General features: G+C 63.0%; 22 protein-coding genes and 1 tRNA gene. 18 read left to right on the forward strand and 5 right to left on the reverse strand.

From position 1 onward, the window contains the following. The first annotated feature begins 35 nt into the window (after window positions 1–35). The 6 genes from dnaQ (at window position 36) to ACK4R0_RS05670 (ending at window position 3,816) form a co-directional block, all read left to right on the forward strand. Complete coding sequence (gene dnaQ, locus ACK4R0_RS05645; protein ID WP_409671505.1) at window positions 36–737, forward strand: DNA polymerase III subunit epsilon; 702 nt, start codon at window positions 36–38, stop codon at window positions 735–737. Between the two features lie 126 nt (window positions 738–863). Further along, complete coding sequence (gene hpf, locus ACK4R0_RS05650) at window positions 864–1,427, forward strand: ribosome hibernation-promoting factor, HPF/YfiA family (protein ID WP_409671507.1); 564 nt, start codon at window positions 864–866, stop codon at window positions 1,425–1,427. Window positions 1,428–1,622: 195 nt separating this feature from the next. Continuing rightward, window positions 1,623–2,084, forward strand: coding sequence for a PTS sugar transporter subunit IIA (locus ACK4R0_RS05655; protein ID WP_409671510.1), 462 nt, complete (start codon window positions 1,623–1,625; stop codon window positions 2,082–2,084). After that, complete coding sequence (locus ACK4R0_RS05660) at window positions 2,071–2,607, forward strand: PaaI family thioesterase (RefSeq protein ID WP_409671513.1); 537 nt, start codon at window positions 2,071–2,073, stop codon at window positions 2,605–2,607. The genes ACK4R0_RS05655 and ACK4R0_RS05660 overlap by 14 nt, the downstream gene beginning before the upstream one ends. Then, window positions 2,604–2,957 (forward strand): DUF1491 family protein, encoded by a 354-nt coding sequence (locus tag ACK4R0_RS05665; protein ID WP_409671516.1) that lies wholly within the window; start codon window positions 2,604–2,606, stop codon window positions 2,955–2,957. Before ACK4R0_RS05660 ends, ACK4R0_RS05665 begins: the two co-directional genes overlap by 4 nt. Window positions 2,958–3,156: 199 nt before the next feature. Further along, window positions 3,157–3,816: a cell wall hydrolase gene (locus tag ACK4R0_RS05670; RefSeq protein WP_409671519.1), complete on the forward strand. Its 660-nt coding sequence runs from the start codon at window positions 3,157–3,159 to the stop codon at window positions 3,814–3,816. Window positions 3,817–4,027: 211 nt separating this feature from the next. Here ACK4R0_RS05670 and ACK4R0_RS05675 read toward each other — a convergent pair whose 3' ends face one another. The 3 genes from ACK4R0_RS05675 to ACK4R0_RS05685 form a co-directional block, all read right to left on the reverse strand. Beyond that, window positions 4,028–4,417, reverse strand: a complete 390-nt coding sequence (locus tag ACK4R0_RS05675) for a UrcA family protein (RefSeq protein WP_409671521.1) — start codon at window positions 4,415–4,417, stop codon at window positions 4,028–4,030. Between the two features lie 574 nt (window positions 4,418–4,991). Then, entirely contained in the window at window positions 4,992–6,017 is a 1,026-nt protein-coding gene (thiS, locus tag ACK4R0_RS05680) for a sulfur carrier protein ThiS (RefSeq protein ID WP_409671524.1), read from the reverse strand. A 70-nt stretch (window positions 6,018–6,087) separates the two neighbouring features. Beyond that, window positions 6,088–6,465 (reverse strand): MerC domain-containing protein, encoded by a 378-nt coding sequence (locus tag ACK4R0_RS05685; protein ID WP_409671527.1) that lies wholly within the window; start codon window positions 6,463–6,465, stop codon window positions 6,088–6,090. 148 nt (window positions 6,466–6,613) lie between these two features. Between ACK4R0_RS05685 and ACK4R0_RS05690 the strand changes: the two genes are divergently transcribed. The 12 genes from ACK4R0_RS05690 (at window position 6,614) to rplL (ending at window position 14,377) form a co-directional block, all read left to right on the forward strand. Continuing rightward, window positions 6,614–7,699: a COX15/CtaA family protein gene (locus tag ACK4R0_RS05690; RefSeq protein WP_409671529.1), complete on the forward strand. Its 1,086-nt coding sequence runs from the start codon at window positions 6,614–6,616 to the stop codon at window positions 7,697–7,699. Further along, a complete protein-coding gene (gene cutA, locus ACK4R0_RS05695; RefSeq protein WP_409671532.1) occupies window positions 7,696–8,046 on the forward strand; it encodes a divalent-cation tolerance protein CutA in 351 nt (116 codons plus the stop codon). Before ACK4R0_RS05690 ends, cutA begins: the two co-directional genes overlap by 4 nt. 241 nt (window positions 8,047–8,287) lie before the next feature. Next, complete coding sequence (rplM, locus tag ACK4R0_RS05700; protein WP_409671535.1) at window positions 8,288–8,767, forward strand: 50S ribosomal protein L13; 480 nt, start codon at window positions 8,288–8,290, stop codon at window positions 8,765–8,767. After that, window positions 8,767–9,282 (forward strand): 30S ribosomal protein S9, encoded by a 516-nt coding sequence (gene rpsI, locus ACK4R0_RS05705; RefSeq protein ID WP_409671538.1) that lies wholly within the window; start codon window positions 8,767–8,769, stop codon window positions 9,280–9,282. Before rplM ends, rpsI begins: the two co-directional genes overlap by 1 nt. 241 nt (window positions 9,283–9,523) lie before the next feature. Next, window positions 9,524–9,599: transfer RNA gene (locus ACK4R0_RS05710), tRNA-Trp, on the forward strand. 215 nt (window positions 9,600–9,814) lie between these two features. Next, window positions 9,815–10,021 carry a preprotein translocase subunit SecE gene (gene secE / locus ACK4R0_RS05715; RefSeq protein WP_188512888.1) on the forward strand — a complete coding sequence of 69 codons (207 nt, stop codon included), beginning with the start codon at window positions 9,815–9,817 and terminating at the stop codon, window positions 10,019–10,021. A 44-nt stretch (window positions 10,022–10,065) separates the two neighbouring features. Further along, window positions 10,066–10,602, forward strand: a complete 537-nt coding sequence (gene nusG / locus ACK4R0_RS05720) for a transcription termination/antitermination protein NusG (protein WP_409671543.1) — start codon at window positions 10,066–10,068, stop codon at window positions 10,600–10,602. Window positions 10,603–10,871: 269 nt separating this feature from the next. After that, a complete protein-coding gene (gene rplK, locus ACK4R0_RS05725) occupies window positions 10,872–11,303 on the forward strand; it encodes a 50S ribosomal protein L11 (protein ID WP_409671546.1) in 432 nt (143 codons plus the stop codon). 5 nt (window positions 11,304–11,308) lie between these two features. Then, on the forward strand, window positions 11,309–12,007 hold the full coding sequence (gene rplA / locus ACK4R0_RS05730; RefSeq protein ID WP_409671548.1) for a 50S ribosomal protein L1: 699 nt from the start codon (window positions 11,309–11,311) through the stop codon (window positions 12,005–12,007). Window positions 12,008–12,139: 132 nt separating this feature from the next. Further along, window positions 12,140–12,937, forward strand: coding sequence for a transglutaminase-like domain-containing protein (locus tag ACK4R0_RS05735; RefSeq protein ID WP_409671551.1), 798 nt, complete (start codon window positions 12,140–12,142; stop codon window positions 12,935–12,937). Window positions 12,938–13,413: 476 nt separating this feature from the next. Next, window positions 13,414–13,929, forward strand: coding sequence for a 50S ribosomal protein L10 (gene rplJ, locus ACK4R0_RS05740; protein WP_409671553.1), 516 nt, complete (start codon window positions 13,414–13,416; stop codon window positions 13,927–13,929). A 76-nt stretch (window positions 13,930–14,005) separates the two neighbouring features. Further along, window positions 14,006–14,377 carry a 50S ribosomal protein L7/L12 gene (rplL, locus tag ACK4R0_RS05745; RefSeq protein WP_017671662.1) on the forward strand — a complete coding sequence of 124 codons (372 nt, stop codon included), beginning with the start codon at window positions 14,006–14,008 and terminating at the stop codon, window positions 14,375–14,377. A gap of 361 nt (window positions 14,378–14,738) precedes the next feature. On the opposite strand, the gene dapD is transcribed toward rplL, so the two are convergent. Both dapD and ACK4R0_RS05755 read right to left on the reverse strand, forming a co-directional pair. Then, window positions 14,739–15,581 carry a 2,3,4,5-tetrahydropyridine-2,6-dicarboxylate N-succinyltransferase gene (gene dapD, locus ACK4R0_RS05750; RefSeq protein ID WP_409671558.1) on the reverse strand — a complete coding sequence of 281 codons (843 nt, stop codon included), beginning with the start codon at window positions 15,579–15,581 and terminating at the stop codon, window positions 14,739–14,741. Beyond that, entirely contained in the window at window positions 15,578–16,252 is a 675-nt protein-coding gene (locus tag ACK4R0_RS05755; RefSeq protein WP_409671561.1) for a pyrimidine 5'-nucleotidase, read from the reverse strand. Before ACK4R0_RS05755 ends, dapD begins: the two co-directional genes overlap by 4 nt. Window positions 16,253–16,254 lie beyond the last annotated feature (2 nt).

Here is a 16,254-nt window from a genome sequence, read left to right on the forward strand (position 1 = left end):
TGCGCGCTGATCAAATCAGGCCAATAATGACGGGAATGAGAGAGATCATTTTCGATACCGAAACCACCGGCCTGTCCCCCGACGAGGGACACAGGATGGTGGAAATCGGCTGTATCGAAATGGTCGGCCGGATGGCCACGGGCCGCACTTTCCACGCCTTTTTCAACCCGCAGATGCCGATGCCGCCCGAGGCCGAGCGCGTCCACGGCCACAGCGACGCGTTCCTTGCCGACAAGCCGCTGTTCCATGAACGCGCGCAAGAGCTGCTCGAATTCATCGGCGATGCGCAACTGGTGGCGCACAATGCCGGCTTCGACATGCGCTTCGTCAATGCCGAGCTGGCGCGGATCGAGCTGCCGCCGATCCCGATGGCACGCGTGATCGACACCGTGGCGATGGCGCGGTCGAAATTCCCCGGATCGCCCGCCAGCCTCGATGCCTTGTGCAAGCGCTTCGGGGTCGATCGCAGCCACCGCGTGCTGCACGGCGCGCTGCTCGATGCCGAGCTGCTCGCGCAGGTCTATATCGAGCTGACCGGAGGCCGCCAGATCGGTCTGGGGCTGGCCGATGACGGCCCCGACAGCGGCACCGACCGCCCGGCCCGGCCCAATCTCATTCCCGCCATCCAGCGCCCGCACCGGTTGCCGCGCCATTTCGCCGCAAGCCCGCAAGAGCTTGCCGCGCATCTGGATTTTCTTGCTAAAATAAAGCAGCCGCTCTGGCTGTCCAAGCGTTAGTCCTGCACCCTTTCAACGAAAGGAGGTCAATTCGCCGCATCTCGAACGCCCCTGGCATCGCCGGGGGTCAATCTGTCCGGCCCGTCGCGGCTCATGCGGCGGCAGGCCATCATAATGGAGAACAAAATGGACATTCGTATTTCAGGTCATCAGGTCGATACTGGCGAAGCGCTCAAGGTGCACGTCGAGGACCGGCTCAATGCGATTGTCGAAAAGTATTTTTCAAAGGCGATATCCAGTCAGGTCACCTTCGGGCGAGGGCCGCATGACCAGTTCCAGTGCGATATCGTCACCCATGTGATGCAGGGCCTGATCCTCAAGGGCCAGGGCATCGCACCCGATGCGCATGTCGCGTTCGATGTCGCTGCCGAGAAGATCGACAAGCAGCTGCGCCGCTATATGGGCCGCCTCAAGGGCCGCCAGGAGCAGGTGCAGCATGCGCTGGCCGAAGAAGAGGCCGCCTATACCGTCTTCGACAGCGGCAGCGAGGAAGAGGACGCCGGCGATTTTCCCGTCGTGATCGCAGAAACCCGGGTCGATGTGCCCGAAGCCACCGTGTCCGACGCGGTGATGATGCTCGACCTGCGCAACACCAACGCGCTGTTCTTCAAGAACACCGGCACCGGGCGACACAATATGGTCTATCGCCGTACCGATGGTTCGATCGGCTGGGTCGAACCGCAAAAATAACCCCCTGGTTGTGCGCCCGTGCACGGTGCCGCTTGGTTTTTGCGGCGATTTGGTGCATGGGCGCCCCAGATATGCGTTGGCGGGACGAGGTCAGAGCCTCCCCGGCAGGGGCAACGCGAAACCCGATGGACATTCCTGCGTCCGCCCCCGGCAACGATCGAGGGCGGGCGCACAGAATCGAGAATTTTTATTATCATGGCGTGGTTCGAACTCGACAAGCAGGCGGTGCTGACATCTGCACGCGTCGCCGACAAGCAGCAGGCGCTGGAACTGGCCGCCGAACAGTTCGGCCATTGCTATGGCCTCGATACCGACAAGGTGCTCAGCTGCCTGCTCGAGCGCGAGCAACTGGGCTCGACCGGTTTCGGCCGACGCGTCGCGATCCCGCATGGCAAGATTGACGGGGTGGACCATTCCGTCGCGGTGCTGCTGCGGCTGGGCAAGCCGATCGACTTCGGCTCGATCGACAATCTGCCGGTCGATCTGGTGATCGCGCTGATTTCTCCCGTCGCCACCGGGGCGATGCATCTGCAGGCGCTGGCGCACATCTCGCGGCTGACCCGCGATGAAAAGACGCTCGCCAAGATCAGGGGCGCCGATGATCCCGATGCGATCTTTGCGCTGGTGACCGCCGAGCTGGATCGTGACGCAGCCTGATTCGGGGCCTGATTCGGGGCCTGGATCGGGATCCGCTGATGCTCCCGGTACCGGGGCAGAGGCGCATTATCGTGCGCTCGAACGGCTGTATGCCGCCGCCGCGATCAACCGGTTGTTTCCCTCGCGCCTGACGATCACCGGAGCGGGCCGGGCGCGGATCGATTTCGACGTGACGCCCGAGCATTTTCACGCCGCCAGCGCAGCGCACGGCACGCTGTACTTCAAGATGCTCGACGATGCCGCGTTCTATGCCTGCAACGCGCTGGTCACCGACCGGTTCTTGCTCACCACCGCCTTCAACCTGCACTTCACCGCCCCTGTGCGCGCCGGACCGGTCTATGCCGAGGGGCACTGGGTCAGCGGCAAAAGGCGGGTGTTCGTCGGCGAAGCGCGGTTGGTCGACAGCCATGGCGAGGAAATCGCCCGCGGTACCGGCACGTTCATGCGCTCGCACATCGGCCTGTCGGGGCTCGAAGGCTATAGCCTGCCGCAGCACCCCGCCGCCCGGGACCTTGCATCATGATCGAAGCGCGGCTCGCCGCGCATATCCGGATCGAGGCGCTGAAACGGCTGACCCAGGCTTCAGGCGGATTCGCCACAGTGCTGGCCAAGGGTGACCCGGTATCGGGTTCGATCCTGATCGCACGCACCGTTCGCGGCGCTGAAAACGCCGTGCTGGAAGGCATGTCCGGGCTGGACAGCGCTATCGAATGGCAGGAAATCTGGACCGAAGCGCCTGATGTCATCGCTGCAAAGGGCACGCTGTCGGAATATATAGCGCGTCGCAGGGCGCGCGACCCCGATATGTGGGTAATCGAACTGGATGTCGCCAACCGCGCACAGTTCGACGCGATCTTAGGTCAGCTTGGTTGACTCATTCTGTCGCATGACAGAAGGGCGCGTTCACCAAAAACGCGCAGGCGGCTGACAGGTTCCAACCGAAAATCCACGGATGGAAATTCTCGAGGCAAGCACGCAGACGGGGGGAAGCCTGTCGGGACCGGCGAGCAGAGATCATTCTGCCAGCATGTTGCCCCGACCTCGGTGACTCACCGCACAGTCAAAGACGTTGATGAGTACTATCCTCAAGGCTGCCAGCATGGCCGCCGTGGCACTTTATTCGATTGCCACTCTGACCTTCGCCGACGCTTCAGCCGCATTTGCATCGCCGCTGATCGCCGACATGATCCAGCCGGTTCCAGCCGAGACCAGCGAAGACGCCGTTTCCAGCACGCCCGAAGCTGCTGTCGAAACCCTCGCAGGCGCTGAAACCGCTCCCCAGCAGATCGATACGCAGAACGCCGTTGAGCCGCTCAAGGCGGCCAGCCTGGCGCAGCTCGTGTCGATGCATTCGATTCCCGCCGACATGGACGAGGAACTGCACTGCCTCGCCGGTGCGGTTTACTTCGAATCCAAGGGCGAAACGCTCAACGGCCAGCTCGCCGTTGCCAAGGTGGTCATCGCACGCCGCGATTCGGGCCGCTTTGCCAACAGCCTGTGCGGCGTCGTTTATCAGCCCAGCCAGTTCTCGTTCGTGCGCGGCGGCCGGATGCCCGCCATCCCCACCGCCAGCCATGACTGGAAGGAAGCCGTCGCGATCGCGCAGATCGCCATGACCGATGGCTGGGAAAGCCCGGTCGAAGGCGCGCTGTTCTTCCACGCACGCCATGTCTCGCCCGGCTGGCGCATGCAGCGCCTTGCCGCGGTCGACAACCACATCTTCTATCGCTGATCGCGGGCGCCTGCCGGGCCACCGGCGGGCACCAGCTCTACAGCTTTTGAGCTAGTCCTTTGGGTCGCAAAGGACTGAGGCGGGCGCAGCAATGCGCTCGCCTCGACCTTTTGTTTTGCCAACTGCTCAAGAACTAGGCGCAAAAAAGTGACCGGCAGCTTGGGGGCTGCCGGTCCAGTCGGGTTTACCAAGGGTATGGTAACTGGTGAAATCAGCTGCCGACGGCGATGCGCTCGCCGGGCTTGAAGCGGTCGCCGGCTTCGGCACGGGCAATCAGGGTCACCAGCGCGCGCTTGCCGCTCGCCATGGTTTCGCTGATGCAATCGCGGCGGTCGATCCGCTCGCGCAGGGTGGTGCTCTGGGTCGCGTCGCACACCTGGCGCGAGGCGGTCTTCAGCCGCTGCTCAAGGGTGGCAGCTCCGCTGGCGGTCGTCAGATCGAGATCGACGAACGGCACTTCAACGGTGCGCAGCGTGCGGCCTTCGCTGGTCTGCTGGCTCTTGACGGGGCTGGCCTGGACGGTGGCGGAAAACAGGATGGCAGAGGCGGCGGCAGCGGCCAGCGTGCGGGAAAAAAGCGATGCGGTTGCAGGGGCGTACATGGGGCGGGGTCCTTTCGATGATGCGAACTCAACTGTGACCGGCCCTGCTGGTTAAGGGGCCCGTCAGGGCCGGTCCTGTTTGCCGCGAATGCCCTTTTGCCTGGGGAGCCAAGGATCATTCGCGACATGATCTGGATAGGCGGCCCGCCCGCCATGGTCGCGCCCTGCTCGACCAAATCCGCGCCTGCATCGCTCAACGACTACAGCTGTCGACGAACGACAGCGCAGCATCGACAAATGTTATAAAGTCGCAGAAATGTCATGCGAATCGGGCGGCCTTCGCCCGGCTGACGTTACGGAAAGCTCTATTTCCTGTGGTCTGTCGCGGGATGTGTTCCGCATGGCGCCAGCAACTGCGGTAGCCGCGAACGTTTCGCACACGTCCCTCGACTACGCTCGGGACAGGCGGGGGGTGGGAATAGTGCCGCCAAATGCCGTCGTTTCAGATATCCAAATATCCGCACTGATGTGCTTACCGTCCGTGTTCCCGAGCGAAGTCGAGGGACGTCGTGCTCCAGTTATAAAGAAAGCGCTTCCACCAAAACGCCCGGTTCCACGTGGAACCGGTTGCCTGTCAGATCAGCCCGGCGAGCGGGCTCGAGGGATCGGCGTATTTGCGCGTGCCCATGCGGCCGGCCAGATACGCATGACGCCCGGCCTCGACCGCCAGCCTCATCGCACGGGCCATCCGGATGGGGTCCTTGGCCTCGGCAATGGCGGTGTTCATCAGCACGCCGTCGCAGCCCAGCTCCATCGCGATCGACGCGTCCGATGCGGTGCCGACTCCGGCATCGACCAGCACCGGGACCTTGGCGTTCTCGATGATCAGCCGGATGGTCACCCGGTTCTGGATGCCCAGCCCCGATCCGATCGGCGCGCCCAACGGCATGATCGCTACCGCGCCTGCATCTTCCAGACGCTTGGCGCCGATCGGGTCATCGACGCAATAGACCATCGGCTTGAAGCCTTCCTTGGCGAGAATCTCGGTGGCGCGCAGCGTCTCGTGCATGTCGGGATACAGCGTCTTGGCCTCGCCCAATACCTCGAGCTTGACCAGATCCCAGCCGCCAGCCTCGCGCGCCAGCCGCAGCGTGCGGATGGCTTCCTCGCCGGTGAAGCAGCCTGCGGTGTTGGGCAGATAGGTGATCTTCTTGGGATCGATGAAATCGGTCAGCATCGGCGCGCTGGGGTCAGAGACGTTGACCCGGCGCACCGCGACGGTGACGATCTCGGCGCCCGACGCCTCGAGCGCGGCAGCGTTCTGCGCGAAATCCTTGTATTTGCCGGTGCCGACGATCAGCCGCGAGCGGAAGGTGTGCCCCGCGACCGTCCAGCTGTCGTCGCTGTCCATAGGGTTGCTGGCGACATGATCGCCGCCGCCGACGAAATGCACGATCTCGAGCCGGTCGCCAGCGTGCACGGTGACCTCAGCCAGCGTCGAGCGGGGCACGATCTCGAGGTTGCGCTCGACCGCCACCTTGGCGGGATCGAGCCCGAGCGAAGTCACGAGCTGGGCAATGCTCTGCCCTGCGGCTACGCGGCGCGGTTCGCCGTTGATGTGAAGGTCGATCTGGGCGGCGGTGGGGGATGTGCTGGTCATAGGCGGCGACTCTTGGCGCGGATGACGGGCCAAGGGCAAGTACCAATGTTAGCGTAACGTCAGGAAAGCGTCAGTTCTGGCGTGCGGCGCGGTAATTGAGCAGGTGTGCGATGCTGAGCGCCGCGACACCGGCGAGGGTCAGCCCGTATTCGTAGGCGCTGCCATGCGGCACCGTCATCGCGGTCAACATCGCGGCGATGCCGACGACGCCGATCACCAATGGCAGCCGCGCGCCATGCAAGCGCACGCCATGGCCAAGCGCCAGCGCCGCCATGACTGCGGCCAGAGCAAAGCCGATCTCGTGCACCCAGGGGGCGAACAACACGCCGCCTAATGAGGCGAACCCCGCCAGCAGCCAGACGCCTGCCGCGCAGTGCACCATGCACAATGCCGACAGCGCAATCGCTGCAGAATCGAGCTGGCCGGACTTGGTGATACGAGACAACATGCCCCGGACATAGGTGATATAATATCATTGCGCAATGTCGCTTGAGCATGGAATTCCAAAAACTTCGTCGGCGTCGCTGTGTGCAGCAGCTTCGTTTCGCGCAAAAAAGACCTTGCAAGCAGGGGCGGGGCAACCGAAATGCGGCATCATGAACAGCGTTTCGCCAGCCCGTGTTTCCACCGCGCAATCCCACGGGCACGCCGCCCCGTCCGCCATCGCCAACTGGCTGTATGGCGTGGCATTGCTGGTGTTCGTGATGGTGGTGGTCGGCGGCATTACCCGGCTGACCGAATCGGGCCTGTCGATCACTGAATGGAATGTCGTCACCGGGATTCTGCCGCCCTTGTCCGAGGCAGCCTGGGTCACCGAATTCGAGAAGTACAAGCTGATCCCCGAATATACCGAGATCAACGCCGGGATGACGCTCGCCGAGTTCAAGAACATCTTCTTCTGGGAATATGTCCACCGGCTGCTCGGGCGGCTGGTCGGCGTCGCATTCGCGCTGCCGTTCCTGTATTTCGCGGTCCGCCGCGCGATCCCGCAGGGCTATGGCTGGCGGCTGACCGCCTTGTTCGCGCTTGGCGGCCTGCAGGGTGCGGTCGGTTGGTGGATGGTGTCGTCGGGCCTGTCCGAACGCACCGATGTCAGCCATTTCCGGCTCGCGGTGCACCTGCTCAACGCCTTGTTCATCATGGCCGGGCTGATCTGGACCGCGCTCGATCTCAAGGCACTGGCGCGCGATCCCGCATCCCGCCCCGCACGCATGACCGGGCTGAGCCTGATCGTGATCGGCGTGCTGTTCGTGCAATTGCTGTTCGGCGCCTGGGTCGCGGGTCTCAATGCGGGCTATGCCGCCAAAAGCTGGCCGCTGATGAACGGATCGTTCTTCCCGGTCGATGTCGACTGGTCGCAGGGCGTGCTCCATGCGCTGACCTATGATCCCTTCCTGCTGCACTTCATCCACCGCTGGTGGGCGTTTGCCGCCGTCGCCGCTTTGGTGGTGATGGGCCGCGCGGTGCGCCGGGTCGACCGGCGGATCTCGCTCGCGATCCACACCGCGTTCGGGGTGCAGGTGCTGCTGGGGATCGCCACGGTGATGAGCAGCGTCGATCTGCACCTGGCGGTGCTGCACCAGGCGGTCGGCGCAATTCTGGTCGCAACCACGGCGTGGGGCGCGCACCGGCTGGGCCAGGCTGACCGCACGCCGGAGACCGCCAGGGCCGCCGCGGCATGATCGGCGATCTGGCGAGCGACACGTCGGACATCAGACTGGTCTATTGTCCGTTCGCCGACGAGGAGGAGGCGCGCACGATCGCGCGCACCGTGGTGCGCGAGCAGCTTGCCGCCTGCGCCAACATATTGTCGCCATCGCTTTCGATCTTCCACTGGCAGGGCGCGCTTTCCGAGCAGGCCGAGGTGCCGGTGCTGTTCAAGACAGCGCTGCCCCAGTCCAAGGCCTTGGTCGCGCGGATCGTCCACCTGCACAGCTATGACGAACCTGCGGTGCTGGTGCTGCCGGTCGAATACTGCCCGCCCAGCTTCCGCGCCTGGGTTCTGGCAGAAACGCTTGCAATCGATTGATTCGGTTGGGCGTTCTGGGGGCTGCGACCTGCCGGAGAGCACCCCCCGAAACCCAAAGGTAATATATTACCTCTTTGCAATCCCCCCAAAATGCTTGACTTAGAAGCCTCTGATCGTCATTAGCCGCGCTTCGCTCGGGCTCATGATGGCCCGTTCGTCTCACAGAAATGTGTCCGCCGCTTGTCTGTGGTCCCACCGGGCCTCCCGGATGACCGGCTGATGTTTTGGAAGGTTGAAGGCCATGAAGGCTTTGCTCAAGACCACCAAGTCGATCAAACCGGCTGACGTGGAAAAGAAATGGCATATTATCGATGCCGACGGACTGGTGGTCGGCCGCGTTGCGGTGATCATCGCCAACATCCTGCGCGGCAAGCACAAGCCGAGCTACACCCCGCACGTCGATTGCGGTGACCATGTCATCGTCATCAACGCCGGCAAGGTGATGCTGACGGGCAACAAGCGCGACAAGAAGGTCTATTACAAGCACACCGGTTACATCGGTGGCATCAAGGAAGTGACCGCAGCCAAGGTGCTCGACGGACGCTTCCCCGAGCGCGTGCTTGAAAAGGCTGTCGAGCGCATGGTTCCCCGCGGTCCGCTGGGTCGCCAGCAGATGCGCAACCTGCATCTCTTTACCGGCACCGAACATCCGCATAACGGCCAGCAGCCCGAAGCGCTCGACGTTGCCTCGCTCAACCGCAAGAACAAGGTGGGTGCATAATGTCTGATACCGTGCAATCCCTGTCCGACATCAAGGACATCGCTGCCGACATCGAAACCCCGATCAACCCGGCGCACACCGGCGGCGGCGGCGCGCCTGCGCCGATCCGCGAGCAGGAGCTCGACAAGCAGGGTCGCGCTTATGCCACCGGTCGCCGCAAGGATGCCGTGGCCCGCGTGTGGCTCAAGCCCGGCACCGGCAAGATCATCATCAACAAGCGCGACCAGGAAGTGTACTTTGCACGTCCCACGCTGCGTCTGGTGATCAACCAGGTGTTCGACATCACCGAACGCCGCGGCCAGTACGACGTGATCTGCACCGTCAAGGGTGGCGGACTTTCGGGCCAGGCCGGCGCCGTCAAGCACGGCATCAGCCAGGCGCTCAGCAAGTACGAGCCCACGCTGCGCAGCACGGTCAAGTCGGCAGGGTTCCTGACCCGCGACAGCCGCACCGTCGAGCGTAAGAAGTACGGCAAGGCCAAGGCGCGCAAGAGCTTCCAGTTCTCGAAGCGCTGATCGGGTCTTTGCTCCAGGCTCTTTTGGGGCCTGGCGCATACCGGCTTTGAATTCACACGGGGTGATCGCCCCCATGATGCCGCCTCAAGGGGTTGGTGCCATGGGACAGCGGTCACCCCGCTGTGCGTCTGGCGGCTGGGATACACACAGCAATGCGTGCCCAGCGCCTGTAATGCTTGCCCAAGAGCTGTAATGCTTGCGAAGCGCCCTTGCAGCCGCTAATGGCGTCGTCCTGCCGCATAGGAGTGTAGCTCAGCTGGTAGAGCGTCGGTCTCCAAAACCGAATGCCGGGGGTTCGAATCCCTCCACTCCTGCCAGCGGCCTCCCCTGGAATCGTCGAAGACCCGACCCGCAAGCGAGCGCGCGGACGTCCCGAATTGCAAATCGCTTGCCTCTGCGGCTTTGCGCGGTTATGGGGCTGTCTTTCTCCGACAGGGTGCATATATCGTGTTTCAGCCGGACAGGGCTGGCGGGAATGTGTCTGCAGCATGATGATGCGCCCGCGAATCGGAAACAGGAAAGTCTGAAGGCCATGGCCACTGAACGAAAGAAGACCAGTCCCGGCGAGTTCGTGAATCAGGTCAAGACCGAAGCATCGAAGGTCGTCTGGCCCAGCCGACAGGAAACGATCACCACCGCCATCATGGTGTTCATCATGATGACGATCCTGGCGATCTTCTTCCTCGCGGTCGATTCGGTGTTCGGCGCTGTCGTCAAGTGGTTGCTCACGCTCGCGTGATGCCAGGCCGGTTTTCTGGCCCGGAAATTTTGAAAGAGAACTGAATGTCGCGCTGGTACATCATTCACGCTTATTCGGGCTTCGAGAACAAGGTTCGCGACGCGATTCTGGCTGATGCCGAGCGCATGGGCCTGTCGGCGCTGATCGAACAGGTCGAAGTGCCCACCGAAACCGTGACCGAAGTGCGCCGCGGCAAGAAGGTGCAGACCGAGCGCAAGTTCTTCCCCGGGTATGTGCTTGCCAAGCTGGCGATGACCGATGACGTCTATCACGTCGTCAAGAACACCCCCAAGGTCACCGGCTTCCTCGGCCCCAACGGCAAGCCCCAGGCGATCAGCGACGCTGAAGCTGCGCGCATCCTCAACACCAAGGAAGAGGCCGCCAACGCCCCGCGCCAGCGCATCGATGTCGATTACGAAATCGGCGATTCGGTCAAGGTGCTCGAAGGCCCGTTCGCGAGCTTCAACGGCATCGTCGAGGAACTCGATTTCGACAAGGCCCGCGTCAAGGTCTCGGTCTCGATCTTCGGCCGCGCAACGCCGGTCGATCTCGACTTCGAGCATGTCGAACTGGCGAAGTAAGAATTCGTCCTCACCCCTTCAGGGGAGAGGGCAACGAGACTTGGCAGCTTGCTGCCTAGTCGCAGTGGGAGCGGGGCAAGGGCGTTCGATCTGGACGCAACCCCTCTCCAACTCCGCGTAACCGGCAAGCCGGTAACGCTCCGTATCCTCTCCCCTAAAGGGGCGAGGACATAAGTCGCGGGAGACAGGCCTTAAACCTGTTGTTTGACCGCTTAATTTGAGGGCAACCGGCATCCGCTGCGCGCCCGACAGAATGAAGGAGTGCCATCGTGGCAAAAAAGATTGAAGGCTATATCAAGCTGCAGGTGCCTGCGGGCTCTGCCAACCCCTCCCCGCCGATCGGCCCGGCTCTGGGTCAGCGCGGCGTGAACATCATGGAATTCTGCAAGCAGTTCAACGCTGCGACGCAGGAAGTCGAAAAGGGCACCCCGCTGCCCACCGTGATCACCGTGTTCGGCGATCGCAGCTTCACGTTCGTCACCAAGACCCCGCCCGCCAGCTATCTGATCAAGAAGGCTGCCAACCTCAAGAGCGGCTCGAAGCTGCCCGGCAAGGAAAGCGCCGGCACCATCAAGCGTTCGCAGCTGGCCGAAATCGCCCAGACCAAGATGGCCGATCTCAATGCCAACGACATTGAAGCGGCAACGAAGATTATCGAAGGCTCGGCGACGTCGATGGGCCTTGAAGTGGTGGAGGGCTGAGTATCATGGCAAAAGTGACCAAGAAGGCAAAGGCGCTCGCTGAAAAGCTCGACGCCGAAAAGCTGTACACCGTCGACGACGCGATCAAGACCCTCAAGGAACTGGCGACGTCGAAGTTCGACGAAACCATCGAAGTTGCGCTGAACCTGGGCGTTGACCCACGTCACGCCGACCAGATGGTCCGCGGCGTCGTGTCGCTGCCCTCGGGCACCGGCAAGGACGTGCGCGTTGCCGTGTTCGCACGTGGCGACAAGGCCGAAGCGGCTCTGGCTGCTGGCGCCGAGCGCGTCGGCGCCGAAGACCTGATGGAAGAGATGCAGAACGGCAAGGTCGATTATGACCGCGTCATCGCCACCCCCGACATGATGGGTGTGGTCGGCCGTCTGGGCAAGCTGCTGGGTCCCAAGGGCCTGATGCCGAACCCCAAGCTGGGCACCGTGACCCCGAACGTCGCCGAAGCGGTCAAGGCTGCCAAGGGCGGCCAGGTCGAATTCCGCGTCGAAAAGGCCGGGATCATCCATTCGGGCATCGGCAAGGCGAGCTTCACCGACGAGGCGCTGCGCGCCAACTTCGATGCGTTCGTCGATGCGATCGTGCGCGCCAAGCCCTCGGGCTCCAAGGGCAAGTACCTGCGCAAGATCTCGGTCAGCTCGTCGATGGGCCCCGGCCTCAAGGTCGATCTGGCCGAAGTCAACGCCGGCTGATCGTCACAAACTGCTGCTAGAAGCCTAAAACAGGGGCCGGGGGGAACCTCGGCCCCTTTTTGGTGTCTGGCTTTCAGTGCCATTCGTCACTGGCCCATTTTCCCCGCCCCATCCGCCGGAGCACCCACCTGCATGACCCTCGACCTGCACATCACGCTGACCTACGACATGGAGGTTCCGACCGACATCCTGTTGCAGGTGGAAGCTGCGGCCATCCCCGAACAGGTGATCGAGCATGCGAGCCTCGATGCGCCTGCGTGCGATCATTTCGTGCGGGTGGCGGCGCATGACGGGATCGGCGAACGCATCTGGCTGCGCCCGAGCGGGCGGCTGAGCATCGATTACCGCGCGCAGGTCACCGTCAAGCGGATGCTGGCGGATATCGCGACGCTGCCGCAGATCGCGCTGCACCTGCTGCCCGGAGAAACCGTCCAGTATCTGTTCGATTCGCATTACTGCCCCGCCACCAAGTTCCACGCCTTTGTCGATACCGAGTTCGGGCATCTGCAGGGCGGCGCGCGAATCGCGGCGATGCAGCGCTGGATCGCCGAGCATTTTGTCTATCAGCCCGGCAGCTCGGACGGATCGACCACCGCGCTCGACAGCTTCGTCATGCGCCACGGCGTGTGCCGCGATTATGCGCATGTGATGATCGTGCTCGCGCGTGCCTCGTCGATCCCCGCGCGCTTCGCCAGCGTCTACGCGCCCGATGTCACCCCGCCGGATTTTCACGCGGTGGCAGAGGTGTTCCTTGCCGATCCTGCGGGCGATGGCGGCGCCTGGCATCTGGTCGACCCCACGGGAATGGCGACCGCGGGCGAAATGGTGAAGATCGGCGTCGGCCGCGACGCGCTCGACGTCGCCTTCCTCACCGCCTTCGGCACGGTCGAGCTGGTCGAACAGAATGTCAGCGTGACACGGGCGGCTTGAGCCAACCCCGTCATTCCCGCGAACGCGGGAATCCCGCTTTTCTCGGCGCCCGCACAAAAGCGGGACCCCCGCGTGCGCGGGGGTGACGAGAAGGGGCGGGGTTGGGATGGACAACCACCAAGGCGAATCACCCCGACCCACCTTGACTCTCCACCCCCACCTGCTATTGGCCGCCGCTGACCGGTAACGCCGCAAGGCCGCGCCGATCGCCGTCCGAGACAGTTGGTGCGGGGGATTTGCCCCGCTTAATGTCCAGCCTAGACGGGGAACTGTTTTTCACTGCTCCTGATTCTGTCAGGACAGACGCTGCCATTTTCGCCTTCCTGTTCAGGAACGGCAACGGCTCGGCAAACACCCCCACGGACTGATCTGCAGTGCTTGACCCCCACAAGGGCAAGGGCGCTGCGCAATGAACCGGGCGCACCGGTGGGCCGTGCAAGCGGCCTGTTGAGGCGCTCATGTGGAAGGAGACCAGCATGGATCGTGCTGATAAAAAAGCCGCTGTTGCCTCGCTGAACGCAACCTTCGGTGAAGCCGGTGTGGTGGTGGTGACCCGTAATCTGGGTCTGACCGTTGCCAAGTCGACCGAGCTTCGCACGAAGATGCGCGCAGAAGGCGCCAGCTATAAAGTCACCAAGAATCGCCTGGCCAAGCTGGCTGCGGTGGGCACTCCTTACGAGTCCATCGCCGACCTGCTGACCGGACCGATTGCCCTTGCCACCTCGACCGATCCGGTCGCGGCTGCAAAGGTTGCGGTGAATTTCGCCAAGGACAATGAAAAGCTTGAGATTGTCGGCGGCGCAATGGGTGACACGGTTCTGGATGCCGAGGGAATCAAGGCGCTTGCCTCGATGCCTTCGCTCGACGAACTGCGCGCCAAGATCATTGGTCTCGTCAATGCCCCGGCAACCAAGGTTGTCCAGGTCATTCAGGCACCGGCTGGGCAGCTTGCCCGCGTGTTCGGCGCCTATGCGACCAAGGAAGACGCATAAGCTTTTCAAACTTCGTCGCGTCTCGCCTGTCCGGGCGGATGCGGCACGTATCATGATTTAGAACTGGAGACTTAAAATGGCAGATATCGCAAACCTGGTCGAAGAACTCTCGAAGCTGACCGTTCTTGAAGCCGCTGAACTCTCGAAGGCCCTCGAAGAAGCATGGGGCGTTTCGGCTGCTGCTGCTGTCGCTGTTGCTGCACCTGCTGGTGCCGCTGCACCGGCTGCTGAAGAGCAGACCGAATTCGACGTCATCCTGACCGGCGACGGCGGCAAGAAGATCCAGGTCATCAAGGAAGTCCGCGCCATCACCTCGCTCGGCCTGACCGAAGCGAAGACCCTGGTGGAAAGCGCTCCCAAGGCGATCAAGGAAGGCGTCAGCAAGGCTGAAGCCGAAGACATCAAGGCGAAGATCGAAGCAGCCGGCGGTACCGTCGAGCTCAAGTAATCTTGCCGCTCCTGCGGCTCCGGTCGCAGGGATGGAAAAAAAGGGCGGTCTGCTTCGCGCAGGCCGCCCTTTTTCGTGTCTGATCGGTTGAAGAGGTTTCACGCGAAGACGCGAAGGCGCGAAGATTTCTGGCGAACGCGCAAAGATTACATAAGCGGTGCACGACGTCCCTCGACTTCGCTCGGGACCACGGGATGTGGCCGCGCACCCGCAGTTTGCTTGGCGCAAGTGGATACGCCCCGGGGAATGTCATTTCGCATCCCCATGGCCGTCTGTCCCGAGCGAAGTCGAGGGACGTTAAGCGCAAGGGTTTGCGGTTACATCCTCTTCGCGGCTTCGCGCCTTCGCGTGAACCCAGTCTTCAGCTGCGCAGAAGTTCGTTGATCCCGGTCTTCGATCGCGTCTGCGCATCGACCGTCTTGACGATCACCGCGCAATAGAGCGAGGGGCCGGGGGTGCCATCGGGCAACGGCTTGCCGGGCATCGATCCGGGGACGACCACCGCATAGGGCGGCACCTTGCCGTAGTGCACCTCGCCGGTGGCCCGGTCGACGATCCTGGTCGAAGCACCCAGGTACACGCCCATCGAGAGCACCGCACCTTCGCCGACGATCACGCCCTCGGCGACTTCCGAACGCGCACCGATAAAGCAGTTGTCCTCGATGATCACCGGGCCAGCCTGCAGCGGCTCAAGCACGCCGCCGATGCCGACGCCGCCCGAGATGTGCACGTTGCGGCCGATCTGCGCGCAGCTGCCCACGGTCACCCAGGTGTCGACCATCGTGCCTTCACCGACATAGGCGCCGATGTTGACGAAGCTGGGCATCAGCACCGCATCCTTGGCGACGAACGCGCCGCGCCGGACGATCGAGCCGGGAACCGCGCGGAAACCCGCTGCCTTGAAATCATCCGCCGCCATGCCGTCGAACTTGCTGGGTACCTTGTCCCACCAGTGCGCGCCGCCGGGGCCGCCGCTGATCTCGGCCATCGGGTTCAAACGGAACGACAGCAACACCGCTTTCTTGAGCCACTGGTTGACCTGCCAGCCGCCGTTGCCGTCAGGCTCGGCCACCCGCGCGACACCGCTGTCGAGCAAAGCGACCGCCTCGGCGACGTCGTTGCCCACTGCGCTGCCCGGGCTGGTGTCGAGCGAATCGCGGTTGTCCCATGCGGCTTCGATGCGGGTCTGGAGTGTGTCGGTCATCGGGCAGTCTCCTGTGTCAGCGCGGCGAGCCACTCGCCCAGCGCGGTAATTTCATGGTCGATGTAATCGTGCTCGGCCTCATGCGTGCCGCCGTCCGATCCGTTGTTCATCCACACCGTGGTCATGCCCAGCTGCTTGGCGGGCTTGAGGTTGCGCGCGAGGTCATCGACGAACAGCGCAGCTGCAGGATCAATGTCGAGCCGGTCGATCAGGCTCGAATAGGCCGCGGCATGCGGCTTGGGCTGGTATTGCGTCGCGTGGATGTCGTGGATCGCCTCGAACTGGTCGCCGATCCCCAATTTGTCGAGTACCCGCCCGGCATAGGTCACATCGCCGTTGGTGAAGATCAGCTTGCGTCCCGGCAATTGCGCCAGCGCGGTCGAGGTGACCGAGCAGGGCTGGATGCGGCCCATGTCGATATCGTGGACGTAATCGAGGAAATGGTGCGGATCGACGCCATGGTCGAGCATCAGCCCCATCAGCGTGGTGCCGTGCTGGTAATAATAGTCCTTCTGGATGCGCCGTGCCTCGACCAGATCGACCTGCATCAGATCGGCAACGTATGTCCCCATGCGCTCGTCGATCAGCGAAAACAGGTCGGTCTCCGCCGGATAGAGCGTGTTGTCCAGATCGAAGATCCAGGTGCGGACATGGTCAAAGGGCGGGCGCATAT

The organism is Blastomonas sp. (assembly GCF_046294995.1).
Taxonomy (GTDB): domain Bacteria; phylum Pseudomonadota; class Alphaproteobacteria; order Sphingomonadales; family Sphingomonadaceae; genus Blastomonas.